Genomic DNA, 25,053 nt, shown 5'->3' on the forward strand with positions numbered 1-25,053 from the left:
CTATTCCCCCAGCAATTCAATTAGTTCAATCCGGCGATTTTCTTCTTGTGATAAAGCTGCCGCTTCGTTAAGACGGGTTAATTGAATAACGTCTTCTTCTGTGATAGTTGGTTTCGATTTGCCCTGTATTGCTGCAGCCCACTGTTCCATTGGAATTGGGAGAGGCTCCTGTGCATCTTCTGGCTGTATCCATCCACTCCCCTCGAATTGACTGCTTCTTAAACGAATCTGTTCATCTTCAATAAGCAGTGTCCCTTCTGTTCCATAAAGTTCTAATTGAAAAGGGCTTCCATTTGATAAAAAGCTTGTTTCAATAATGCCCAAGCTGCCTGATTCATATTCCACAATAACAACAGCATTATCATCTGCACCAAGATTTCTTATGGAATGGAGTGATGCTTGCAATGCTTTCGCAGGACCAGCGAGCCGATTAGTCAAATAGAACGGATGCGCCCCAAGATCAATGAGCGCCCCTCCCCCACTCTGTGCTGCATTAAAAAAACGTTCCGGGAGCCAACCGTATTTTCCATCTCCAGCAGCAACTGCACCATTATGCGCAAACCGGCAGCGAATTGTGGTTAAATCTCCAAGCCATCCTTTGTCTACTGCCTTTTGTGCGTACACATAATAATTCGCTGTTAGTCTCGGCATGGAAACCATCAGTTTTACCTGATTTGCTTTCACAGTTTTATAGATTTCTTCACATTCTTCAACCGTAAATGCCAATATCTTTTCCGTAAATATATGCTTTTTATGTTCTGCTGCGGCGATAATGATATCTTTATGCAAACTTGTCGGTGTCGTAACAACAACAGCATCTATTTCCGGATTGTCCAGGACGGTTTGGAAGTTCACTTCAAAAGGAACTCCCAGTTCGTCTGCCCATTTCTTTCCCCGCTCTTCCTCCTCATCCCAGACAAGCTGGACAGAAAGGTGTTCGTTTTCTTTCACTTCTCTTGCATAATCATCTGCATGTACATGCCATCTGCTAAGTAATGCTACATTTGTCATTTTTTTCCTCCTCTGTTAAGGCAACATATTATTTGTTAAATATTTTTTTAGAAAATACTCCAATTAAAAATAAACTGCTTTCCCTGTTTTCGCAGATTCATAGATCGCCTCCAAAATTTGCGTAACAACAAGTGCTTCTTCTGGTTTTACCGTTGGTTCTGTATCGTTGATAATACTTTCTATCCACAATCTCGCTTCCAAATCGGCATCATTTTCCGCTTTTCCTTCATAAAAGGCCACACCGCTGGTTGAGAGATCAATCTCATTGGTATATAGTTTTCCAAAGTCCTCCCCATTAATTCGCAAGCCGTTTTTCATATCTGCGCCGCCCTCGGTACCACTGAGCGTACACTTTGCTTCATCCACATCTAATGAATTCAATGCCCAGCTCGCTTCTAGAGTAATCGTTGCCCCATTCTCCATTGTAATAAAACCGAATGCGGAATCTTCTACCGTAAATTTTTCCGGATCCCAAGGCCCCCATGCATTCGCGGCATCTTTCTTTTTGCCTAATTTATGATACGTGTTTCCCATGACAGACTTTGGTTTATAATTGTCCATCATCCATAAGGTAAGATCAAGCGCATGTGTTCCAATATCAATTAATGGTCCACCGCCCTGTTTTTCTTCATCCAAAAATACACCCCATGTTGGTACAGCCCGACGTCGAATCGCGTGTGCCTTCGCGAAATACACCTCCCCTAAATCTCCACGTTCAGTTACCTGATGCAGATGCTGGCTGTCTGGTCTAAAGCGGTTGTTGTAGCCAATCGTCAATTTCTTCCCAGTCCGGTGTGCTGCTTCTACCATTTGTTTTGCTTCCTCTGAGGTTTTGGCCATTGGTTTCTCGCACATTACATGCTTCCCGGCTTCCAGTGCAGCAATCGAGATTTCTGCATGAGAGATGTTCGGAGTCAGAACATGCACCACATCAATCGTCTGATCCTCCAATAATTTTTGGTAATCTTCATATACTGTCGCGTCTTCTGTTCCATATGCTTGAGCCGCTTTTACTGCTTTTTCTTTCTCAATATCACAGAATGCTGTTAATGCTACTTCCTTTATTTTTGATAGGCTTGGAAGGTGTTTTCCATTAGCAATTCCTCCGCACCCGATAATAGCCACATTTAATTTTTTCGTCATATTCAAATTCCTCCTATTTTTTCAAAAAAGTTTTTACCTTGTTCATCAATTAAAGATTCAAAATGCATTTCAAAAATGGAGCAGGCGCCAATAATACCAGCTTTAATTCCCTCCACTGCCGGCCCCTTTTCTTATTTCAGATTTCATTCCAGATATTCTGAACATTGTTCAAACTAATTTTAGTAGCTTGTCTGCATTCTTCCATTCCTTCGAATTCAATTGAAATGTATCCATCATAGCCGGATTGCTTGATGACATGGATGATATCGTACAAGTTGATATCTCCATGTCCACTGATTGCTCCGCGCAAATAATTACCTGAAGCTGTTTGAAACCAGCCTTCACCAAGATAATGCGCAGATGCTGGACGATAATAGAAATCCTTGATATGAATCATAGATGCATCTTTTATATTTTTCTTCACGGCAGCAACAGGGTCTTCATCCACACAGAGGAAATTTCCGACATCCAAAGTCGTTTTAAAATTTTCCCGATCCACACTGCTAAGTAAACGCTGAATTCGGTCGCTTGCCTGAACATAAAAACCATGATTTTCAATGCTGGTCACAATATCGTATTTCTTTGCGTAGTCAGCTATCCGTTGACAGGCTTCCACCAGCCGCGGCAGGTCTTTTTCAAACTGTTGAATCGACGTTTCCTGGATCGGTTTAAATGAAACATCATGCCGCATCCGCTTAACTCCTAATGCGTCAGCGACATCTACTTCTTTTTTGACACGCTCCACCTCCTGTTCATATGCTTCTGCTGTAGCCGGCAGAAAATCTGCACCAATAGCATAATTAGAAATTTCAATTCCAACCTCTTTTACTCTTTCTTTAATTTTTTTAATTAAACCCGGATTATCGGTCAATGTATATCCCATTGGCACCAATTCAATATGCTTTCCTCCCTGAGCTGCTGTCAAATCAATAACATCCAAAATGGTCATTTCTCCGACATTCAGCGCCTTCACTAAACTATAAGAACTTATCCCAAGCTTCATTTTCGAACACCTCCAGCAGTTATTTGTTTCCTTTTCATATATCTAGTGTGTTTAAAATTTTCATGTCTGAAGGGACTGTGCCTTCCCAAGAAAACGATGGTATGATCCGCGCTTGCCCTGTATGTCTCTACACAATCCTCTATTTCTTCACATTCCAATATTAAATGGCTGTTATATCCTGGCTCTTTCATAAGTTTGACGACCTTCTTTCTGCTATTTGCCGCAAATTCATTTCAAAGTATTCAAACATACTTTTTTCTGGCGGTAAGTCGAAAGCGATTACATCATTCTATATGCATTTACTACTCAACTATTTTAACCTATCGACATGTTTTTTCACATCATCCTTTCGTTGTTAATCATTTTCTTTCCAGCGATTATAAGCATCCTGATAAATCTCCACGTAACGTTTGATATTCATCTTTTCAATGGTATCAACATAATTATCCCAGTTGGATAATGGCTCCACACCTGTAATAAATTTCGCCTCCATTTGTTCTACATAAGAATTCAAGTCCACTTCAATATTGTTTACTTCTTTTTGCTCCTCTTTTGTCAAATAAACAAGAGGATATCCGATTTCGCCAAACGGTTCAATCTTTTCCGCTGTTTCTTCCTTAATAAATTGTTCAAATTGAGTATCTTCTCCCAAACTATCTAGATCATTTCTTAATGACGGTGTTGTAATACCATAGTCGGGAGTAAGCGAACCCCGATAATCCTCTGAAGACTCATATCCTTCCGGTGTATCAAGCTTCTGCTTCGTTCCTTCTTCTTCATCTTCCCACTCCCATAGATGCCCTTCTGGTCCCATATTCAAATATTCAAATCCTTCTTTGGAGTAGAAATAATCAATCCAGCGAATCGATGCTTCTGGATTCGGATTACTTTCTGAAATAGAGAAGGCTCCTCTGGACATCCCATGACCAAGAGGAATTACAGGCTCTCTGGAATCGTCATTCGTCAAAGGATAGAACATTGGATTCCCGACAGCTTCTTCTTCCGGTTCTCCAGTAGTAAAGAAAGAGTACCAATCCGGGAAAACACCAATGCGGCTGTCTTGACCTTTGGCCTTTTTCTGTTCATCAGACTGAGAAAATGTTTCCGAATCCAATAACCCTTCTTCATAAAGTTTATGCATATACGTCAAATACTCTTTATATGCTTCTTCCATTGGGGCATAACGCACTTTTCCGTTATTTTCTTCAATTCCCCATTCCTTGATACCAAATGCAGCAAGCAGCCATGGACGGGAGCTTTCCATTTTTACATCCAATAACGGAATTTCATCAGCTTGTCCATTTCCGTTTGGATCTTCTTCTTTAAACCGTTTCAATAATTCATAGAATTCATCTGTAGTTTTGGGTAATTCCTCAACTCCTAGTGCTTCCAGCCATTTCCCGTTATACCATAATGGCCCTGTATACCATTGTGCAGTTGTTTCATCACTGACCATCGGTAAGGAGTAGATGTGGCCGTCAACGGTTGTAATTGACTTTTTAATATCCGGTCTTTCTTCCAGCAGTTTTTTCAAATTCGGGGCATATTCTTCAATCAATTCTTCCAGTGGTATAAGTACACCCTGCTCTCCATAATCAACCTCCATCCCAGGTGTCAAATTATCTGTGCCTGCACCGTAAATAATATCCCCTATGTCCCCGCTGGTAAAGGCAAGGTTCAGCTTTGTCTGAAAATCACTGACCGGCGGCGTAACGTATTTGAATTGAATGTTGGTCTTCTCTGTATAGTCCTTCAGCAGCTCCATGTTTTCCCACTCTTCGATTCCGTTTCCCGGAGCCATCATTGTTAATTGTATTTCTTCATCCACAATAGGAAATCCCTCTTTGTTGACCTCCGCTTCTGCTGCTTTTTGTGCATTTGCATCTCTTTTTTGCGTTTCTTCATCTGAACCGCATGCTGCCATTATGGTGATGAATAGCATTAAAGTTACTAGCAGCCTCCAAGTTTGTTTCATTGTTATTCTCCTTTCCATTTTACAAATAATCCATAAATTTCATATTATTCATCTCTAACCTTTTAGCGAGCCAATCATAACACCCTTTACGAAGAAGCGTTGTAAAAATGGATATATAATAATAATCGGCAAGGTGGAAACAATCATTACACCATATTTGATAACTGCTGCAAGTTGTTGCTTACTGTGCATTGCTTCTGCCATACTTCCTGTTACATCCGTGTTCTGTGAAGCCATTTCTTGTAAAACAAGTATTTCCCTCAAAACCAGCTGAAGCGGAAACAGTTCTTTGTCTGATAAATAAATCAATGCATTAAAGTAGCCATTCCAATGTCCTACACCATAGAATAGTCCCATTACTGCGATAATAGGCATAGACAAAGGCAATATGATTTTGAAAAACATTTTAAAGTTAGATGCTCCGTCAATAATTGCCGCTTCCTCCAGTTCTTTCGGGATCGTTGACTGGAAAAACACCCTGGCAATAACAATATTCCAGACAGCCGCTGCATTTGGCAGAACCATTGCCCAAATGGTGTCGATTAACCCAACACTTTTTACAACCAGATAAGTAGGAATCAACCCGCCACTGAAAAACATAGTAATTACGAACATTGCCATGAATAAATTTCTGCCCGCAAAATCCTTCCTCGACAAGGCATATGCTGCAGGTATAGTTACGGCAAGATTAATTGTTGTCCCCAATACTGTATAGAATAGGGTATTTAAATACCCTTTCCAGATTGCACCATTTTCAAAAATAATGCGATATCCTTCAAACGTAATTCCTTTAGGAAAAAGCCACATTTTTCCTGAATTCACATCGGCAGGGTCACTAATAGATGCACTGATTATATATACCAGAGGATACAGTACAATTAACGTAGCAAAACCCAGGAAAACGTAAATCAGAATTTTTATAATCTTATCGGTCATTGTTTCACTGATAGCTGAATTCATCAAAACCCTCCCTTTTTACCATAAACTTGTTTCTGATCGTTTTTTTGCAATTTGGTTGACAGTTATAAGCAGAATTGCGTTAATTACTGAGTTAAATAGACCGACTGCAGCTGCAAAACTGTACTGTGCATCCAACAATCCAGCCTGGTAAACAAATGTTGCGATAACATTAGACGATTCCAAGTTAAGCGGATTTTGTAAAAGCAAGATTTTCTCGAATCCCATTGCCATAATATTTCCCAGGTTCATAATTAACAGTATAATCATCGTCGGTACGAGAGCGGGAATGTTGATATGCCAAATCCGTTGCAGTCTGGTTGCTCCATCTACAATTGCTGCTTCATGATGCTGTGGATCCACTCCGGAAAGCGCCGCCAAATAAATAATCGTTCCCCAGCCAGTGCTTTGCCATACGCCGGAAAAAACATATACTGTCTTAAACCATTTCGGATCACTCATAAAAGGAATTGGATCTAATCCCAATAATGTAAGCCCGTGGTTTATAATCCCCGTTGCAGGAGAAAGAAAAGCAATAATCATACCGGCCATTACTACAACTGATATAAAATGGGGTGCATAAGTGACTGTTTGTACCGTTCTTTTATATAGCCCATCCTTTGCTTCGTTTAAAGCAAGCGCCAAAATAATAGGCAGTGGAAATCCGATGATTAATTCATACACGCTGAGTCCCAACGTATTCTTTATAAGGTCCCAGAAATAATATGAATCAAAAAATCGTTTAAAATGTTCTAGCCCTACCCATTCGCTTCCCCAAATCCCACTCGAAGGAATAAAATCTTTAAAAGCAATTTGAATACCGTACATTGGAATATAATGAAAAATAAAAAAATATAAAAAGGCAGGTAAAATAAATATGTACAGCTGCCAATTCTGTAATATTTTTTTATTCTTCTTTTTTGGCTTTGGCAGTTTTGCCGGAACTTTCCTGCTTTTTGGTGTTTGTTGCTTTTCTTCCTCGGTTAACACCGTTGCCGTATTTGAATCCATATCCTTTCCTCCCCTCATGTAACTGCTTTCATTCTAGATTTTTCTGAATACAGATTCAATATGTATATTTGGTTATAACTTGTAGCCATACACTGCAAGAATCGATTTACCGCCCGCCCACCAATAAACTTAAAAATTTAAGATATGTTAAATTTGTTCACCTATGTCAAATACGTTGAAACCATGATAAACGCTATAATAGCACCGTTTACAAATTATGTAGTAATCAAACCATCTACTGATTTTCTCTCTTCTGCGTATAACGCAAAAGGAGAATCAGTCCTCCGCCAAAAGCTAATAAAAAAGCTGATAAAAGAATTCGAGACATATTGGATATACTTGATTAACCAAGTATGGCCGATCCCGTAATTTTCTTATCAACTGGATAGTATCATCACAGTAGAAATAAGTGACATCCACATTTTCAAGACATATGAGAAGTCTATAAAAAAGCCTGATATAAGCTCGTTTTAAAAAACAAGTTATCAGGCTACTTTTCCCTATTTACATTTCTATTTAGCGAATGAATTAATTTAATTATATATATTTCTTAGTTTTATAGTTAAACTCAACTTCTATTAATCACTTTCTTTCCATCGATCATAGGCTTGCTGATAGATTTCCACATATTCTTCTGTATTCATTTTCTGAACTGTTTCTACATAATTATCCCAATTGGATAATGGTTCTACGCCTGTAATAAACTTTGCTTCCATTTGCTGGACATAGGATTTCAAATCTACTTCAATCGTATTAACTTTCTTTTGCTCGTCTGTTGTTAAATAGACTAAAGGAAAAGGTACTTCAGCATAGGGTTCGATTTTTTCTTTTGTTTCCGCAGCAATAAATTTATCGAAATCTGATTCTTCTAATCCACGGATTGGACCACTCTTTGTTGGTGTCGGAATCCCGTAATCCGGAGAAATAGTGGCTCGGAAATCTTCCCTGGAATCATAGCCTTGAGGGACATCGAGTAATTTTCTTTTTTCCCCTTCCCACTCCCAAAGCTCTCCTTCCGGTCCCATGTTTAAAAATTCATAGCCTTCTTGCGAATAAAAATAATCAATCCATCTAATCGATGCTTCCGGATTAGGATTTTTATTTGTAATAGAGAAGGTTCCTCGCTCAATTGCAGGATTTCTCGGTATAATGGGCTCCTCTGAAACAGGGCTTGTCAAAGGCTGGAACATCGGATTGTTCATCGATTCGTCTTCAGCTTCTCCAGTGGTAAAAAATGAAAAGTAATCTGGAAAAGCTCCTACTCTGTTATTCTGTCCTTTTGCCTTCTTTTGTTCATCTGCTTGTGAAAATGTCTCCGAGTCCAATAATTTTTCGCTATAAAGTTTATTCATATACGTTAAATATGATTTATACTCCTCTGTAATTGGGGTATATCGGACTTTTCCATTCTGTTCTTCAATCCCCCACTCCTTCATCCCAAAAGCTCCTAACATCCAATGACGTGTGCTATCCATGTTCACATCAATCATCGGGATCTCATCGGCTTCCCCATTTCCATTAGGATCTTCATCTCTAAAACGAACCAGTAGTTCATAAAATTCATCTGTTGTTTCAGGTAATTCTTTTACATCAAGCGCTTCCAGCCATTTTCCGTTATACCAGATTGGTCCTTTGTACCAGATTGAGGTTGAACCGACAGACACTCTCGGCAAGGAATAAATATGTCCGTCCACAGTAGTGATAGATCTTTTTACATCCGGATTTTCTTCTAACATTTTTTGGATATGTGGAGCATATTCTTTAATTAATTCTTCTAAAGGAATTAATAATCCTTGTTCCCCGTAATCTACTTCCATCGCGGGAGTTAAATCATCAGACCCGGCAGCGTAGATAATGTCTCCCATATCTTCACTTGCAAAGGCTAAATTAAGCTTCGTTTGAAAATCATTCATTGGAGGGGTGGTGTATTTAAATTTAACATTTGTCATATCTGAATAGGCAATTAAAGTTTCCATATTGCTCCACTCCTCCATACCGGCACCTGGCGCCATCAGGGTCAACTCTATCTCTTCATCTACGATAGGAAAACCTTCTTTATTTACATCTACACTTGCAGCATGTTCCATTTTTTTATTTTCTTCATCATCTACCTTCTCCGTGGAAGCACATGCTGTCAATATAGACATCAATAAGGTAACAGCTATAAATAATTTCCAAATCTTCCTCATTTTAATCCCCCAATATAGTAATTTATTAACTTTTTTATTTAAAATCGCTCCATAAGTCCAGCAATCATTGAGATAGTACTACAATAGAATTTTTCACTATTTCTCTATATAGAAAGATAGCCAGACAAAACTTATTTTTTCAGAACACTGCCCGGGTCGACGGACTTTTAGGGTTTACATATTAGCGAAAGCAAGTAGGAAATCTAGTTACTCCTCCAGTTGTTATAGGCCTCCTGATGAATTTCAACATATCTGTCAATGCCCATCTCCTTTATTGTTTCTACATATTTATCCCAATTTGATATCGGCTCCACACCGGTGATAAATTTTGCTTCCATTTGTTCCACATATGACTTCAAATCTACTTCAATCGTATTTATTTCTTTTTGTTCTTCTCTTTTTATACTTACTTCAGGAATAGCAACCTGATAATATGGTTCTCTTTTTTCTTCTGTTTCATCAATTGTAAAAAGAGCAAAATCATCAGGCTCTTCTTTTACCTCAAGAGGAGGATTTAAAAATGGTGCTGCAATTCCATATGATGGTGTTAACGTCTTGCGGTATTCTTCTGTATTGTCATATCCTTCAGGCAGGGGAAGCTGATTTCTTTTATTTTTTTCTTCGTCAGCCCATTCCCATCTATACCCTTCAGGCCCCTGGTCGAGATATACTCCTCCATCCTCCGTATAAAAATAATCTGCCCATCTGATAGATGCCTCCGGATAAGGATTTTCTTCCGTTAAAATAAAAGCGCCACGGTTAAAACCTTGCGATGCAGTAACAATTAATTCATCAGACACCGGACTTGTTAATGGAACAGTCATTGGATTATTTACTGCTTCATCATTTGCCTCACCAGTTAAAAAGTAAGAATAGTAACCTCCCAGCAGACCAATTTTATTTTCCTGTCCTTTTGCGTTTACTTGATCTTCAGATTGAGAAAATGTCTCCGGATCCAGCAAGTTCTCCTCATATAACCTGTTCATATATATTAAATATTCTTTATAATTTTCGGTTATTGGCGCATAGCGAACTTCGCCATCTATTTCTTCTATACCTTGGCTTTTCAAACCGAAAGCGTTCAGAAATAACATTCTGATGGGGTCCATTCCTTCACTGCTGATTGGAATTTCATCCGCTTCCCCATTTTCATTTGGATCTTCATCCCGGAATTGAATTAATAAATCATAAAGTTCATCTGTTGATTCAGGCAGCTCCTCTACTTCTAAAGAATCCAGCCACTTTCCGTTATACCACACAGGGTTCACCCATTTTCCTCTGTGATCCGTATTAATATGGGGCAAAGCATAAATATGACCGTCTGCTGAAGTAATCGATTTTTTGATATCCGGTCTTTCTTCCAGCACTTTTTTCATGTTCGGTCCATACTCCTCGATTAAATCCTCTAAAGGTAAAAATAGACCCTGCTCTCCGTATTCTCCTTCCATACCTGAAGTCAAATCAATTGGTCCATAAATAATATCGTCTAAATCACCGCTGGATAGAGCAAGATTTAAGTTTGTGCCAAAATCACTGGCCGGAGGAGTATTAAATTCAAAATGTATATTGGTTTCTTCTGCATAATCTTGAAAAAAGGGCATATCCTTCCATTCTGTACCTTGTGCATTCGGCCCCATCATCGTCATCGTAATTTCTTCATCAACAATTGGAAAACCTTCTTTTCTTACTTCTACATCAATGGCATGTTGTTTATCCTCCTCAGCTCCCGATGAACAAGCTGATATAAAACACGCTGTAACGATTGTAACAACTGACATCATCACTCTATTCCCCATCCATAATCTCCTTTCTTACTCTTTTATAGTGAGTTGATAGATTTCGGCAGAATTTACAGTACCTCCTTTTTTTGTAATGCTTACATATTAGTTCTTTTTGAAACCGTTTTCAATATGTGTATTTGCGTATGAATTGTCACTGTTACTAGGCAACATTTGTTTACAAAGGTTTTATACTTTATGTGATATGTGAAACTTGTCCAACTATGCTGATTATTACAAAAATGAGGAGAACCTCTTGGTTCCCCTCATTTTTATTATCGATTAAACCTGCGATATTGTCCTGGTGTGATACCAACATTCTTTTTGAATTTCCTGGTAAAATTAGCAACATCCTTATATCCGACATTCAAAACAATCTGCTTGATTGAATCATTGCTTTTTACCAATTGCTGTTTAACATAATTCATTCTTAGCTCTTGTACATATTCAGAGAAATTTACACCGGTTTGGTCTTTAATAAAGCGGCTGACATAAGATGCCGATAGTTGGAATTCAACTGCAATTTTCCCCAGTGATAGGTCGTACTGATCAAAATTGAGCTGTATATAGTTTAGAATATCTTTTCGTAACTGATCATTATGGCTTTCTTTATCTTTTGCAACTTCCTTGCAGACCTCCTGAATCATTGTCAGCAAATCTCTATGCAGCTGTTCAGACGAGCTAAATTCTGCAAGTTTATCAATATTTTGTATATGGTTCCTGAGCCCAAGATCCGATATTGTTTTAATAACCGTATTAATAATATCGTAGTATATCAACTTCACAGCATGCAGTGGAAGCCCTTTCTTTGTATGCAGCGAAAAAATGTCAGTTAACGTTTCCTTTGCTACTGCCACATCACCCTGTTTTAAACTCTGCACCAGTTTTATTTGTTCTTCTCTAGGGTAACCGAAGACCTGCTCCTGTTCCAAACTTATATCTTCAAAGTTAATAATGCTTCCCGCTGGATACATAAATTTATAATCCATAGCTGCCAGTGCTTCAATGTAGGAACGATTTATTGATTTTTTTTCATTACAAATTCCTCCCACACTAATTGTAGGCTCCGAGGAAAGCCTCTCTCTCATATAATACTGTACTTCTCTAATTACCTGTCCCCTTTCTTGCCCAGCATTCCCATGTCTTTTCTCTAAGCCGATAATCAACGCGAATGTGTCATTATAAAGTAAATTGACAGCCTGCCCAACGGCATTCGTCAGTGCAAGTTCAGAAAAATCCTTTAATACTTTCTCCCTTATTTCTACTTCATTTGCTTTAACATTTTTTTCCTCAAAAAAGATTATGGCAACAAAGTAGGCTTCAGCTTTTATTGGAATATGCAATGTATCCAGCATCTTCTCTATTTCTTTCTCATCATTTATATCTCCTCTTAGCAAACGGACCAACAGTTGTTCCCTTGCAAAAGGCTGCTGTAAATCGACGGTTTCATTAATCATCTGATAATCGTGATAAATATGCGAAATACGGTGTTGAATAGTTTCCAACTCATTTTTATTTTCATTATTAAGGCCGCCATTTGTCAGTTCAAACAATTTTTTTATCGGCTTGTACTGATTTCTGCCCAAATAAACTGCAAGCACAATACCCAACACAAAAATCCCTGTTATAATCAAGAGGATTAATTGCTTTGTATGCTGCAATCTTTCAAAAAACTGTTCCGTATCCAGGATCGTTACAAATGTCCAACCACTGTCATCCGATTTAACAGTTGAACGTGAATATTCATTCCCATTAATTTTTAAATTATCGATCCCCTGCTTGTTTCCAATAATCTTATCCAAATCTGACTGTGCAATATCTTCATCATGTATTGCAGCTGCAACCTCTTCATTATTTTCATTCAAAATATATGCATTTCCTTCAAAATCGCCAAGAATGGTTTCCATCTGGTCATTCATCATAGATTCCTTAATAAAAAACATCACCGTTCCATAAGGCGTCGGATTATTTGGTGCAATTGGGAACAAATAAGCGACAACACGTTCCTTATTTCCTTCATTTGTAATGATATTTTCAGCAGATTTAATCATTGGCAAATTCGTATGTAATTCTTCTATAAACTGTTCTTTTTCCCAATCCTCAAACTGGTATTTTCTTTCTAAGAGTACATTAAGCGGGTAAGAGCCATTGGTGGAATACAAAATATCTTTTGAATGATAATAAACAAATAATTCTTCTATAATGGAACTATTTGCTTTATATTTTTTCAACTCATCGATGGCCTCACCACCGTAATAATCATCACTCACCATGTAGGGAGTTAAACGGGGATCATAGGATATTCTTGCAGCAAGCGTTTCCAATTCATTCATTCTTTCATCTGTCAATTGTTTTACTTGTTCCAATTTACTGATATTGGCCTGTTCAATTTCTTCACGTAAACTGGAAACCGAATTCTTGTATACGATAAAACTTAAAACAGAAAATGGAACTAGAAATATTAATAGATAGGAGACAATATATTTGTATAATAAGCGGGATTTTAACCATTTAAATTTAGACAACTCCCTGGCCTCCTTTTATTTTTAATTCATCTTTTTTTCTTCCAGTTGAATAAAAGCTCTATGAGCAAACCATGTAATAGGAAAAATAGTCAATGACGCTCCCAAAAAAAAAGTCAGCACCGGAAGATATATAAATAAATAATACAGCAATAAAATGCATAACAGCATAGCAATTGTTTCAAAAGGCCGGGCAAATGCAACGAAGAAGGATTGCTTGAAATATTGAAAGTATTTTAATTTATAACGTGAAAATACAGGAAAGAAATATAAAAGAACCACGATATATAGTAAAACGATAAGTAATAATAAAGAATGGATAAACGCAGATTGGATTACTTGTTTAGATATGTTCAAATCCATATATAGAAAGACGCCTATCCCTAGAAGAACAATTCCCAGCCCATTCGATCTTAAAAATTGTTTCTTATATGTATGAAGAAAAACCTGAAAAATAGGCGCATCGTATCCTTCCTGGAACCATTTACTTATAACTGTAGTCACCGAAACAGTTGCTGGAATAACCCCAAAAAGACCAAGTCCTAATATAGTAAACATAAGCCAGAGTATTTGTAAATAAATCATTTTAGATAACCAATTTCCAAAATCGTAAAAAACCTTAATAAAACCGCTTAGTGCTGACATATTTCCCCTCCCATTTAATGTTATCGGCCTCTCATTAATAAATTGTTCGATACATCCGAATCTTCTTATTTATCAAATAATAAAAATTACAACTTACCCTCTCTGTATAACAAACATATCATACTTATCCATCTTTTAGTAGGCTCAAATTTTACGCTCTTTCGATATAATTTTGCCCTTACAATATACATTTTTTTGAAATCCATCACCTTACCCGCACTTCAAATTTTCACTGCACTGAAATACTTTTACGATAAAAACAAGAAAAGTATCTGATTAAAAAAACCTCTGTCTATGATGAATCATTCATCTTAGACAGAGGTTTCTCCATTTTTATTACATATTATTTATCGGCTAAGTTGTAGAAAGAAGTTAATCCGCCATACTCGCCCATGCCAGCTAATTCATCTTCAATGCGAAGTAACTGGTTGTATTTCGCAACACGGTCTGTACGGGATGGAGCACCTGTTTTGATTTGACCAGCATTTGTGGCAACTGCAATATCAGCAATTGTTGTATCTTCTGTTTCACCAGAACGGTGAGAGATAACAGCTGTATAGCCAGCACGTTTCGCCATTTCAATTGCTTCAAAAGTTTCTGTAAGTGTACCGATTTGGTTAACTTTGATAAGGATAGAGTTACCAATACCCTGTTCGATACCTTTAGAAAGTTTTGCAGTGTTTGTAACAAATAAATCGTCACCTACAAGCTGTACTTTATCGCCAAGACGATCTGTTAATAATTTGAAGCCGTCCCAGTCGTTTTCATCTAAACCATCTTCAATAGAGATGATTGGGTATTTAGAAATCATTTCTTCGTACCAGTCAACCATTTCTTCAGAAGTACGTACAACGCCTTCCCCTTTAAGGTTGTATTTACCATCGCTGTAGATTTCAGAAGCAGCTACATCCATAGCAAGTTTTACTTCTTCGCCAGGCTTGTAACCGGCAGCTTCAATTGCTTCAACAATTGTTTGAAGAGCTTCTTCATTGGAACCAAGGTTTGGAGCAAATCCGCCTTCGTCCCCAACAGCAGTATTATAACCTTTTGAGCCTAATACTTTTTTCAGGGAGTGGAAGATTTCAGCGCCTGTGCGTAGTGCTTCTTTGAAAGAATCTGCGCCTACAGGCATAATCATGAATTCTTGAATATCTACGTTGTTATCTGCATGCTCTCCACCATTTAAGATATTCATCATTGGTGTTGGAAGAGTTTTTGCATTGAATCCGCCAAGATAGTTGTATAAAGGAACCTCTAAGTGGTTAGCTGCTGCACGGGCTGCTGCCATAGATACGCCTAAGATAGCATTAGCGCCTAATTTTCCTTTGTTTTCTGTACCATCTAAATCGATCATTAAAGCATCAATAATATTTTGACGGGTTGCATCTAAACCGATTAGTTCAGGAGCAATGATTTCATTTACGTTTTCTACCGCTTTTTCAACACCTTTACCAAGGTAACGGTTTTTATCGCCATCACGTAATTCTACAGCTTCATATTCACCTGTAGAAGCACCGCTTGGTACGATTGCAGAGCCAAAAGCTCCGGATTCAGTGAAAATTTCTACCTCAACAGTCGGGTTACCTCTTGAGTCTAATACTTCTCTTGCGTATACGTCAGTAATATATGGCATTATTTTCTCTCCTTTAATGTAATTCAAAAAGTTCGTCAAAAATGACACTTCAGGAAAAGGTACTTCTACTAAGTACGTCCACGTCCTGTGGACAACGTAGAAGTCATCACATCCTGTGAAAGCTCGTTAGCTTGCATTTCCGTTGGGGCTGGGACTGCGATTACTCGCCCCCATTAAAAGAGCTGCTCACGTATTAAAAGCATACGTTCCGCTACTCAATACTGCGCTGCCTCAAACTTCTTGGTCATTTCCACCAATCTTTTTGACTATTTATTTTAAATTTTTATTTTTTAATCAAGGATGAACCAGTCATTTCTTCCGGTTTCTCTACATCAAGTAAATCTAATAATGTTGGTGCCAAGTCAGCAAGAATGCCGCCGTCCCGCAATGTTATATCATCTTTCGTTACGATAACGGGAACAGGGTTTGTTGTATGGGCAGTCATTGGTTTATCTTCCAATGTAATAACCTCATCAGAGTTTCCGTGGTCAGCTGTAATAATAGCATGTCCACCTAACTCCGTAATCTTGTCAACAATTTTACCAAGACATTCATCGACTGCTTCAATCGCATCGATAGTCGGTTGCAGCATTCCTGAATGACCTACCATATCCGGATTGGCAAAGTTTAAGATAATCGCATTCTGCTCTCCGCCGTCAAGTTCTTTTAATAACGCGTCCGTTACTTCATAAGCACTCATTTCCGGTTGCAAATCGTAGGTTGCTACTTTTGGTGAATCAATAAGAATACGTTTTTCACCATCAAATTCTTTTTCACGGCCACCGCTCATAAAGAAGGTGACATGTGGATATTTTTCTGTTTCTGCAATACGTAATTGGTTCAGGTTGTTCTGAGCTAAAACTTCGCCAATCGTATTATCCAAGTTAATTGGTTTATATGCAACATATCCATCCACAGTTTCACTGAAGTTCGTCATCATAACAAACTCAAGATTCTTTGGAGCTTTCTCTCCGCGGTCGAAATCTCTGAAATCGTCGTTTGCAAATGTTCTTGAAACCTGAATAGCGCGGTCAGGACGGAAGTTATAGAAGATAATAGCATCTTCGTCTTCAATAGTTGCAACAGGTTTATCATTCTCATCTGTAATAACAGAAGGAATCACAAATTCATCGTAAATTTCGTTTTTATAGCTGTCTTCTACTACTTCAGCAGCACTGTGATAAGAAGGGCCTTCTCCATAAACCATAGCATCATATGCTTTTTTCACACGATCCCAGCGCTTATCGCGGTCCATGGAATAGTAGCGTCCAGAAACGGTCGCAATTTGACCTACTCCTAATTCCTTCATTTTTTCTTCAGTCTGTTTCAGATATTCACCCGCTGTTTGTGGACCTACATCACGGCCATCAAGGAAAGCATGAACATATACTTTCTCTAAACCATGCTGCTTTGCCAGTTCCAATAAGGCGAATAGATGATTGATATGACTATGCACACCGCCATCAGATAAAAGCCCGAAAAGATGTAATGCTTTATCTTTCTCTTTTGCATGTTTTACAGCATCAACAAGTGCATCTACCTCGAAAAAGTCGCCTTCCTCAATAGATAGATTAACACGTGTCAAACTTTGATAAACAACACGGCCTGCGCCAATATTTAAATGACCAACCTCAGAGTTACCCATTTGGCCCTCAGGCAGTCCAACTGCGTTACCGGAAGCAGTCAGCTGATTATGTGCATAAGCATTCCAATAACGGTCAAAGTTTGGTGTGTTTGCCTGCTTGACTGCATTTCCTTTTACTTCATCACGGATAGCAAAGCCATCCAGAATAATTAATGCAGCTAATTTATCTTGACTCATTTTGTACCTGCCTCCACTAATTGAACAAAGGATTCCGGTTCTAAGCTTGCGCCGCCGACAAGTGCTCCATCAATATCAGATTGAGCAAGAAGTTCATCAATATTAGCAGGCTTTACGCTGCCGCCATATTGGATAATTACTTGGTCAGCTATGCCTTGAGAAGTAATTTCTGCAATTACTTTACGTGTTTTTGCACAAACTTCATTTGCATCCTCGCTGGAAGCTGTTTTTCCTGTTCCAATTGCCCAAATTGGCTCATATGCAACAATTGTTTGTGTTACTTGCTCATCAGATAACCCTGCCAATGCTTTTTTTACCTGATTGCCAACAACATCCATGGTTTCGTTTGCTTCACGCTGTTCCAGTGTTTCACCTACACAAACAATTGGAGTTAAGCCATGTGCAAAGGCTGCTTTTGTTTTTTGATTAACAGTTTCATCTGTTTCCGCAAAATACTCACGGCGTTCAGAGTGTCCGATAACAACATGTGTTACGCCTATATCTGTTAACATAACCGGGCTGACTTCCCCAGTGTAAGCTCCAGATTCTTTAAAGTGCATGTTTTGAGCAGCAACTTTCACATTTGAACCCTTTGCTTTTTCAACAAGAGCAGGTAAATGTACGAAAGGTGCACAAACAATTGCTTCTGTATTCCCACCTGAAGCTTTTGGAATAACGGCATCCATAAAATCAGATGCTTCCGCCAGTGTTTTATTCATTTTCCAGTTTCCCGCAATAACTACTTTTCGCATGCGCTCACCTCATCCATTCTTAATTATTTATCGTTTAACGCATCTACTCCCGGCAGAACTTTACCTTCCATAAATTCTAACGAAGCTCCCCCGCCTGTAGATACATGGTTCATTTCACTTGCCAGACCGAATTTTTCTACTGCCGCTGCAGAGTCTCCACCGCCAATAACAGAGAATCCTTCTGTTTCAGCTACAGCGTCAGCAACTGCTTTTGTACCGCCGGCAAATGCATTTAATTCAAATACACCCATTGGCCCATTCCAAATAACTAATTTAGAATCTTTTATGATTGAAGCAAATGCTTCACGAGTTTTTGTTCCGATATCCAACGCTTCCCAATCAGCAGGAATTTGATCGATATCAACAATTTTCGTATTCGCATCTTCTGAAAAATCATCTGCTACAACTGCATCAACTGGTAAAACAAAATTAACGCCTTTGTCTTCTGCTTTTTGCATAAACTCTTTCGCTAAATCAATTTTGTCTTCCTCTAATAGAGATTTACCAATTTCATACCCTTGCGCTTTAATAAATGTATAAGCTAATCCGCCGCCAATAATCAAGTTATCAACTTTGTCGAGCAGATTATCAATAACATTGATTTTATCTTTTACCTTTGCTCCGCCGATAATTGCGGTAAATGGACGCGCCGGATCTTCCAATGCTTTCCCGAGAACTTCGATTTCTTTTTCCATTAAAAGCCCTGCTGCAGCTGGAAGCTTTGTAGCAATACCTGTTGTAGAAGCATGGGCACGGTGTGCTGCTCCAAAGGCATCATTTACATATACATCAGCCATTTGTGCAAATGCATCAACTAACGCTGGATCATTCTTTTCTTCACCAGCCTCAAAACGAACGTTCTCAATTAATAAAATATCGCCATTTTGTAATTGGTCGATAGCTTTATTAACTTCTTCACCGTAGACTTCATCCGTCTTAATTACTTCTTTGTTTATTAAATCGCTCAAACGTTTTGCTACCGGATCTAAGCGAAGTTCCTCTACAACTGTCCCTTTAGGACGTCCAAGGTGACTCGCTAAGATAAGTTTTGCTCCTTTATCCGTCAACTCACGAATTGTCGGCAATGCAGCACGAATACGTGTATCGTCCGTAATTTCGCCGTCTTTTAAAGGCACGTTAAAATCTACCCGGCAAAATACACGTTTACCTTCTACTTGTAAATCAGCAATGGTTTTTTTGTTCAACGGAATCCCTCCTAATTAGGTATATGTAACTCTCGTTATTATACCATTTTATCTTGCTTTACTACTAATTCTAGTGAAAATAAGTGTTCAAAAAGTCCGTTAAAAGGACCGAGTCGGCTAAAATCGCAACGTCCTAGGGTTGCGATTACTCACCCCATCGAAGACATTTGTTGCAACGCCGACACTAACACGTCCTGTGCGTGGAAAGTTCAAGGCAGCGTAGCTTCGAGTAGCGGAATGTATGTTTTTAAATACATGAGCAACTCTTTTAATGGGGCGAGTAATCGCAGCCCCAACGCAGAAACAAGCTAACGAACTTCCACAGGATGCGGTGACTTCTACGTTGCCCACACGACGTGGGCGCTTTTAGTAGAAGGTCCTTTTCCCGATGCGTCATTTTTAATGGGCTTTTTGAACATCCTATAAAAAGAAAATAGAGGAGGAAAACTGCTCCCTCCTCTACTTATACCGTTCGGAGAGGCTTACCTTACAACGAACGTCGTTTATTATCTTATAGTCCTTTTTTAGCCATGAATACAGCTAAGTCTACACAACGAGAAGAGTAACCCATTTCATTATCATACCAAGAAACAACTTTTACAAGGTTGCCTTCCATTACGATTGTAGATAAAGAATCGAAAATAGAAGAGTGATTGTTTCCTACGATATCAGAAGAAACGATTGGATCTTCCGTGTACTCAAGGATTCCTTTTAATGGTCCTTGCGCAGCTTCTTTCATTGCATTGTTAACATCTTCAACAGTTACTTCTTTATCAAGTTCAGCAACTAAGTCAGTTAATGAACCATCTGGAGTTGGAACACGTACTGCGTTACCGTTTAATTTACCGTTAAGTTCTGGTAATACCAGACCAACTGCTTTAGCAGCCCCAGTTGAAGTAGGGATGATGTTTTGAGCAGCTGCACGCGCACGACGATAGTCTTTATGCGGTAAATCAAGGATTTGCTGATCATTTGTATAAGAGTGGATTGTAGTCATTAATCCACGTTTAATGCCAAAGTTATCGTTTAATACTTTAGCAAATGGTGCTAAGCAGTTTGTTGTACAAGAAGCATTAGATACTACATTGTGCTGAGCCGGATCGTATTTATCATCATTAACACCCATAACGATTGTTAAATCTTCGCCATTAGCTGGTGCAGAGATAATTACTTTTTTAGCTCCTGCTTGAATGTGTTTTTCAGCATCTGCTTTTTTAGTGAAGATACCAGTAGATTCGATAACGATTTCTACACCAAGGTCTCCCCATCCAAGGTTAGCAGGATCACGTTCAGACAGTACTGTGATTTCTTTCCCGTCAACAACAAGGTTAGAACCATTTACACTGATTTCTTCTTCCAATTTTCCATGAACTGAGTCATATTTCAATAAGTGTGCAAGCATGTTAGCATCTGTTAAATCGTTGATTGCTACAATCTCCACTTCATCATTTTTTAAAGATTGACGAAATACGTTACGTCCAATTCTTCCAAAGCCATTAATACCAACTTTTACAGCCATATTAAATTCCTCCTAAGAATATCTTGAAATTTTTATTTATATAAAGAGGTTATCCTCTTAATATCTTTTCTGCAGCACCTTGATCGGTGATTAACATATTGCTCTTCCCCTGTTTAAAGTAAGAGTTAATTGCATTTCCCTTCGATGCCCCTCCAGCAACTGTAATAATATGCTTTGATTCATCCATATCCTCCAGCTGCAATCCTACTGTTTTTACTTTGTAAACAATATCGCCATAGACATTAAAGTAATAACCAAAGGCTTCTGAAACTGCATTTTCCGACTTTAATAAATCCAATACTTTCTGGGAAGACTTCCTTCGTTCCGCCATACGCAATGCATCTCCAATTCCATGTAAAACAATGTTAGAAGCTTTAATAACAGCTAATGCATCAATCACATGGGGTTCCTGAATAATCAGTTCGTATGTGGAATCACTAATCGGATCTGGTACATAAAGCATTCTGTATTGACTATTTGATCTTCTGGCCATTTCTGAAACAATACGCGATGCCTGATTCTCAACCTTTTCACCAATACCGCCTCTTGCAGGGACAAATAATACATCTGTTCCTTCAGGCAATGGTTTCATTGCATCGGCTACTGCAGCGATAGTGCTTCCGCCTGTCACAGCAACTGTATTGTTTTTTTGTAAGACAGATTGCAGATAGGCAACACTTGCTTTCCCCATCTCCGCTTTTATTTGAGGATTATGATCACTATCACCAGGAACTACAATCACATTATCAACCGATAAAGTACGTTTTAACTGATCCTCCAGATTATCTAACCGGGACAAATCTCCAATTAAAGCGGCTAACTGATCCAGGACTACTTTTCCCTCATTGGTAATAAACATACCCTTCGAAGTAACCTCGACTAACCCTTGTCCATGAAGAAAATCAATCTCCCCGCGAACATGCCGCTCTGTTAAATTTGTACTTTCCGCTAATGCTCGTCTGCCAATTGGCTGATGCAAATGTACATGCTGTAATAACGTATACCTTTCCTGCATCAAACTAACCAATTCAGGTACGATTTTTCTCTGTAGGGCCATGATGGAATCCATTTTAACCATTCTCCTCTGTTCGGGATTAAAAGCGTCCCAGGTGGTAGTTCTACGTCCCGAATCAATTGTATTATAACATACATCCTATCAAAAGCAAAGAAAAAGTCTTAAAACAGCTGCTATTTTATACAAAAGTAAGAAGCATTTTATACCCCCTAATTTCTTCATTAAAATGCATACACTTTATCTATTCCCATTGCATGTGAAGTTAAACACAGAAACTTATTTAAAACTGTTTTTTTATGCAATATAGAAAGAGATTCTCCAAAAATCAACTTTTAGAGAATCTCTTTCTTATTCAGACAGCAGTCTGCTGATATTTTCTATATTTATTTCATTTCCGTATACTTCTTTTTCTTTGTATGCTATCACAGGAATCATTAATTGATACTTTTCTAATAAAACCTCCGATTGATAAATATCTATTTCTTCTATTAGAATATTATTCGTATTCAGCATATCTAATAATGCTTTTGCTTCGTCACATAAAGGGCAATTATTCTTAGTATAGAATTGAATCATTTTCTCAGTCCGTTCTCCTTTTCCGCTTTGAGGAAGATTGAATACCCAATTCTTCTCTGTATTTCATCACTGTTCTTCTTGCTACATATACTTGATACAGCTCTTCCAGTTTCCTGCGAATTTTTTCGTCAGAGAGCGGCCGGGCCTGGTCTTCATCAGCTATAATCTCCTGTACATACTGCTTCACGACCACGCGGGCAACTCCTTCTCCTTTTCGGGCTTCACGCTGCAATAAATACTTTACCCGAAGAATACCGAAATCAGTTTGTAAATATTTATGACTGATGGTGCGGCTGATGGTCGAGACATGGAGATCCAAAATATCTGCAATTTCCTGGAGAGTCAAAGGTTTCAATGCTGTTATACCTTCTTCAAAAAAAGGTAACTGTTTATTTACAATAATACGCAAAACCTGTTCTAAGGTTTTCCCGCGGTATTGAATGGCCTGATCCAGCATCTCTAACTCCTTTTTCTTTTCTTTTAAAAAATCTGCTCCATCTTTTGGCATATCAGCCAGTAATATATCCTCACGAATTTGAATTTGCGGGCTTGACCAGTGGAAGAAAGACAACCGCCATTCATCATCTTCCTTAAAAACCACCGCTTCTGGAATAATATACTCTACCTCTTCATCTTCTAATAATTTACCCGGATTCGGATGGCAAAGCTTCATATTAGTAATTAATCTATCTGCCTCATCTTCCGTGATAGCATATATTTCAGCTAAGCCTTGAATATCTTCCTCTGCAATCAGAACAAGATTATTTTCAAAAAGATCCTCTAAAAAGCAATAATCACTGTCCATTTCTTTCAGCTGCAAATGGATACACTCTTGTAAATTTCTTGCTCCTATTCCAGGCGGATCAAGCGATTGCAGATAAGAAAGTGCCTGCTGTATTTTTTCCATAGATAATTGGCACTGCTCTGCCCAATCCTCCAGTGTTATATCCAGGTACCCGTTCTCATTTAAAGAATCAATGCCAAATAAAACAGCTTCTTTTATTATTTCCTCTGAAATGGACAGCATGTACACATTTTCTTTTAATTGCTCGTACATATTTTTTTTCGAGGCATTCATATTTTCAAAGGCATTCGAATCACCGTGAAACTGCGAGAGCACCTGTTGATCAATTGGACGAATATCCTCAATCAAAGGATTTTCTTCAGCAATCTTCTGTACATAATCATATAATTCAATACCGGAAAGCTGCAGAATCTCAATGGATTGATGAAGTGATTGATTCATTTTCCAGGATAATGCCTGCTTTAACACTAAACTCTGCTGCATGCTTTGACCTCCGTGCGATTCTTAGGAAATATTGTATTTAGGAAATACCTCTAATACCAGACTTTTAATAAAATGATATTATACTTTTTTCACCTGATTTTCCATAACACCTATTCCTTCTATCTCTAATTTCACATGGTCCCCTCCCTGAAGCAGTCCGGACGGCTCCATAGCTAAACCGACACCGTGTGGAGTTCCTGTTAAAATAATATCTCCCGGTTCAAGTGTCATAATTTCTGAAATAAAGTTTATTAAAAAGGGGATATCAAATATAAGGTGCTCTGTATTTGATGATTGACGTTCCTCCCCATTAACAAAGGAACGAACATTTAATGCGTGAGGATTGTCTATCTCGTCCTTCGTCACAACCCACGGACCTACAGGTGTAGTATGATCAAGTGTTTTTCCTTGCAGCCATTGTGGTGTCCTTTTTTGTAAATCACGCGCAGATGTATCATTTGCAAGTGTGTATCCGGCAATATAATCAAAAGCATCTTCTTTTTTAACCTTTGAAGCTGTTTTTCCAATAACCAGTGTTAATTCAACTTCATAATCTAATTTTTCAGTAATTGATGGATAATGAATATCATCCTCCGGGCCAATAATAGCATTATCAAATTTAGCAAATAGAACCGGGAAATCAGGAATATCCGATTTCATTTCATGAACATGCTCCTGATAATTCTTACCGACACAAATCACTTTTTTTGCTTTTCCAAGCGGCATTCCCAGATGAACATCCTGAAGTGAAATAGTTTCATGCTCTGCTTCTTCATTTAAAATTTTCTGCAGCTCTTCCACATGCTCTGCCGCACGTGCATAAAAATCAACCGGGTCAGCCGGAAGCTTTTCTTTACCAGCTTGCTTGGACAACGTTTCCACGTCTGCAATTGATTCCGAATCTGTTAAAACACCTGTACGATATTTTTCACCTTGTTCTTTCCGATAAGCTACTAATTTCATATGTATTCCTCCCTTTCCCTTATTATAGTAGAGTTACTGTAGGAAG

The 25,053-nt window shown here is 38.3% G+C and carries 19 protein-coding genes; all 19 read right to left on the minus strand.

The genetic code is table 11. The features are described 5' to 3' along the window. The 19 genes from MHH51_RS17290 to MHH51_RS17380 all read right to left on the minus strand — a co-directional run bounded on the left by MHH51_RS17290 (position 1) and on the right by MHH51_RS17380 (position 25,007). Entirely contained in the window at positions 1-1,011 is a 1,011-nt protein-coding gene (locus MHH51_RS17290; RefSeq protein ID WP_339282631.1) for a Gfo/Idh/MocA family oxidoreductase, read from the minus strand. A 63-nt stretch (positions 1,012-1,074) separates the two neighbouring features. Next, entirely contained in the window at positions 1,075-2,154 is a 1,080-nt protein-coding gene (locus MHH51_RS17295) for a Gfo/Idh/MocA family oxidoreductase (RefSeq protein WP_339282633.1), read from the minus strand. A gap of 136 nt (positions 2,155-2,290) precedes the next feature. Next, positions 2,291-3,157: a sugar phosphate isomerase/epimerase gene (locus tag MHH51_RS17300; RefSeq protein WP_156984872.1), complete on the minus strand. Its 867-nt coding sequence runs from the start codon at positions 3,155-3,157 to the stop codon at positions 2,291-2,293. A gap of 355 nt (positions 3,158-3,512) precedes the next feature. Further along, the gene (locus tag MHH51_RS17305; protein WP_339282635.1) at positions 3,513-5,132 is read right to left on the minus strand and encodes an extracellular solute-binding protein; all 1,620 of its coding nucleotides are present in this window, start codon (positions 5,130-5,132) and stop codon (positions 3,513-3,515) included. 54 nt (positions 5,133-5,186) lie between these two features. Continuing rightward, positions 5,187-6,092 (minus strand): carbohydrate ABC transporter permease, encoded by a 906-nt coding sequence (locus MHH51_RS17310; protein WP_339282637.1) that lies wholly within the window; start codon positions 6,090-6,092, stop codon positions 5,187-5,189. Positions 6,093-6,107: 15 nt separating this feature from the next. Beyond that, positions 6,108-7,100: an ABC transporter permease subunit gene (locus MHH51_RS17315; protein WP_339282639.1), complete on the minus strand. Its 993-nt coding sequence runs from the start codon at positions 7,098-7,100 to the stop codon at positions 6,108-6,110. 578 nt (positions 7,101-7,678) lie between these two features. After that, on the minus strand, positions 7,679-9,289 hold the full coding sequence (locus tag MHH51_RS17320; RefSeq protein WP_339282640.1) for an extracellular solute-binding protein: 1,611 nt from the start codon (positions 9,287-9,289) through the stop codon (positions 7,679-7,681). 203 nt (positions 9,290-9,492) lie between these two features. Further along, positions 9,493-11,085 carry an extracellular solute-binding protein gene (locus MHH51_RS17325; protein WP_339282641.1) on the minus strand — a complete coding sequence of 531 codons (1,593 nt, stop codon included), beginning with the start codon at positions 11,083-11,085 and terminating at the stop codon, positions 9,493-9,495. A gap of 257 nt (positions 11,086-11,342) precedes the next feature. Continuing rightward, positions 11,343-13,592, minus strand: a complete 2,250-nt coding sequence (locus MHH51_RS17330; RefSeq protein ID WP_339282642.1) for an AraC family transcriptional regulator — start codon at positions 13,590-13,592, stop codon at positions 11,343-11,345. A gap of 21 nt (positions 13,593-13,613) precedes the next feature. Then, positions 13,614-14,234 carry a DUF624 domain-containing protein gene (locus tag MHH51_RS17335; RefSeq protein ID WP_156984876.1) on the minus strand — a complete coding sequence of 207 codons (621 nt, stop codon included), beginning with the start codon at positions 14,232-14,234 and terminating at the stop codon, positions 13,614-13,616. Positions 14,235-14,577: 343 nt separating this feature from the next. Then, positions 14,578-15,867 carry a phosphopyruvate hydratase gene (gene eno / locus MHH51_RS17340; RefSeq protein WP_147210273.1) on the minus strand — a complete coding sequence of 430 codons (1,290 nt, stop codon included), beginning with the start codon at positions 15,865-15,867 and terminating at the stop codon, positions 14,578-14,580. 283 nt (positions 15,868-16,150) lie between these two features. Further along, on the minus strand, positions 16,151-17,689 hold the full coding sequence (gene gpmI / locus MHH51_RS17345) for a 2,3-bisphosphoglycerate-independent phosphoglycerate mutase (RefSeq protein WP_156984878.1): 1,539 nt from the start codon (positions 17,687-17,689) through the stop codon (positions 16,151-16,153). Further along, positions 17,686-18,441, minus strand: a complete 756-nt coding sequence (gene tpiA, locus MHH51_RS17350) for a triose-phosphate isomerase (RefSeq protein WP_147210271.1) — start codon at positions 18,439-18,441, stop codon at positions 17,686-17,688. Before tpiA ends, gpmI begins: the two co-directional genes overlap by 4 nt. A gap of 23 nt (positions 18,442-18,464) precedes the next feature. Then, positions 18,465-19,646 carry a phosphoglycerate kinase gene (locus MHH51_RS17355; RefSeq protein WP_339282646.1) on the minus strand — a complete coding sequence of 394 codons (1,182 nt, stop codon included), beginning with the start codon at positions 19,644-19,646 and terminating at the stop codon, positions 18,465-18,467. Positions 19,647-20,157: 511 nt separating this feature from the next. Continuing rightward, entirely contained in the window at positions 20,158-21,165 is a 1,008-nt protein-coding gene (gap, locus tag MHH51_RS17360; RefSeq protein ID WP_147210269.1) for a type I glyceraldehyde-3-phosphate dehydrogenase, read from the minus strand. 49 nt (positions 21,166-21,214) lie between these two features. Next, entirely contained in the window at positions 21,215-22,234 is a 1,020-nt protein-coding gene (locus MHH51_RS17365; protein ID WP_339282648.1) for a sugar-binding domain-containing protein, read from the minus strand. Between the two features lie 294 nt (positions 22,235-22,528). Then, positions 22,529-22,756: a glutaredoxin family protein gene (locus tag MHH51_RS17370; protein ID WP_339282650.1), complete on the minus strand. Its 228-nt coding sequence runs from the start codon at positions 22,754-22,756 to the stop codon at positions 22,529-22,531. A gap of 4 nt (positions 22,757-22,760) precedes the next feature. Continuing rightward, positions 22,761-24,044 carry an RNA polymerase factor sigma-54 gene (gene rpoN, locus MHH51_RS17375; RefSeq protein WP_339282652.1) on the minus strand — a complete coding sequence of 428 codons (1,284 nt, stop codon included), beginning with the start codon at positions 24,042-24,044 and terminating at the stop codon, positions 22,761-22,763. 78 nt (positions 24,045-24,122) lie between these two features. Next, on the minus strand, positions 24,123-25,007 hold the full coding sequence (locus MHH51_RS17380; protein WP_147210265.1) for a fumarylacetoacetate hydrolase family protein: 885 nt from the start codon (positions 25,005-25,007) through the stop codon (positions 24,123-24,125). Positions 25,008-25,053: the final 46 nt, after the last annotated feature.

It is taken from the genome of Oceanobacillus sp. FSL K6-3682, assembly GCF_037976165.1.
Classification (GTDB): domain Bacteria; phylum Bacillota; class Bacilli; order Bacillales; family Amphibacillaceae; genus Oceanobacillus; species Oceanobacillus sojae.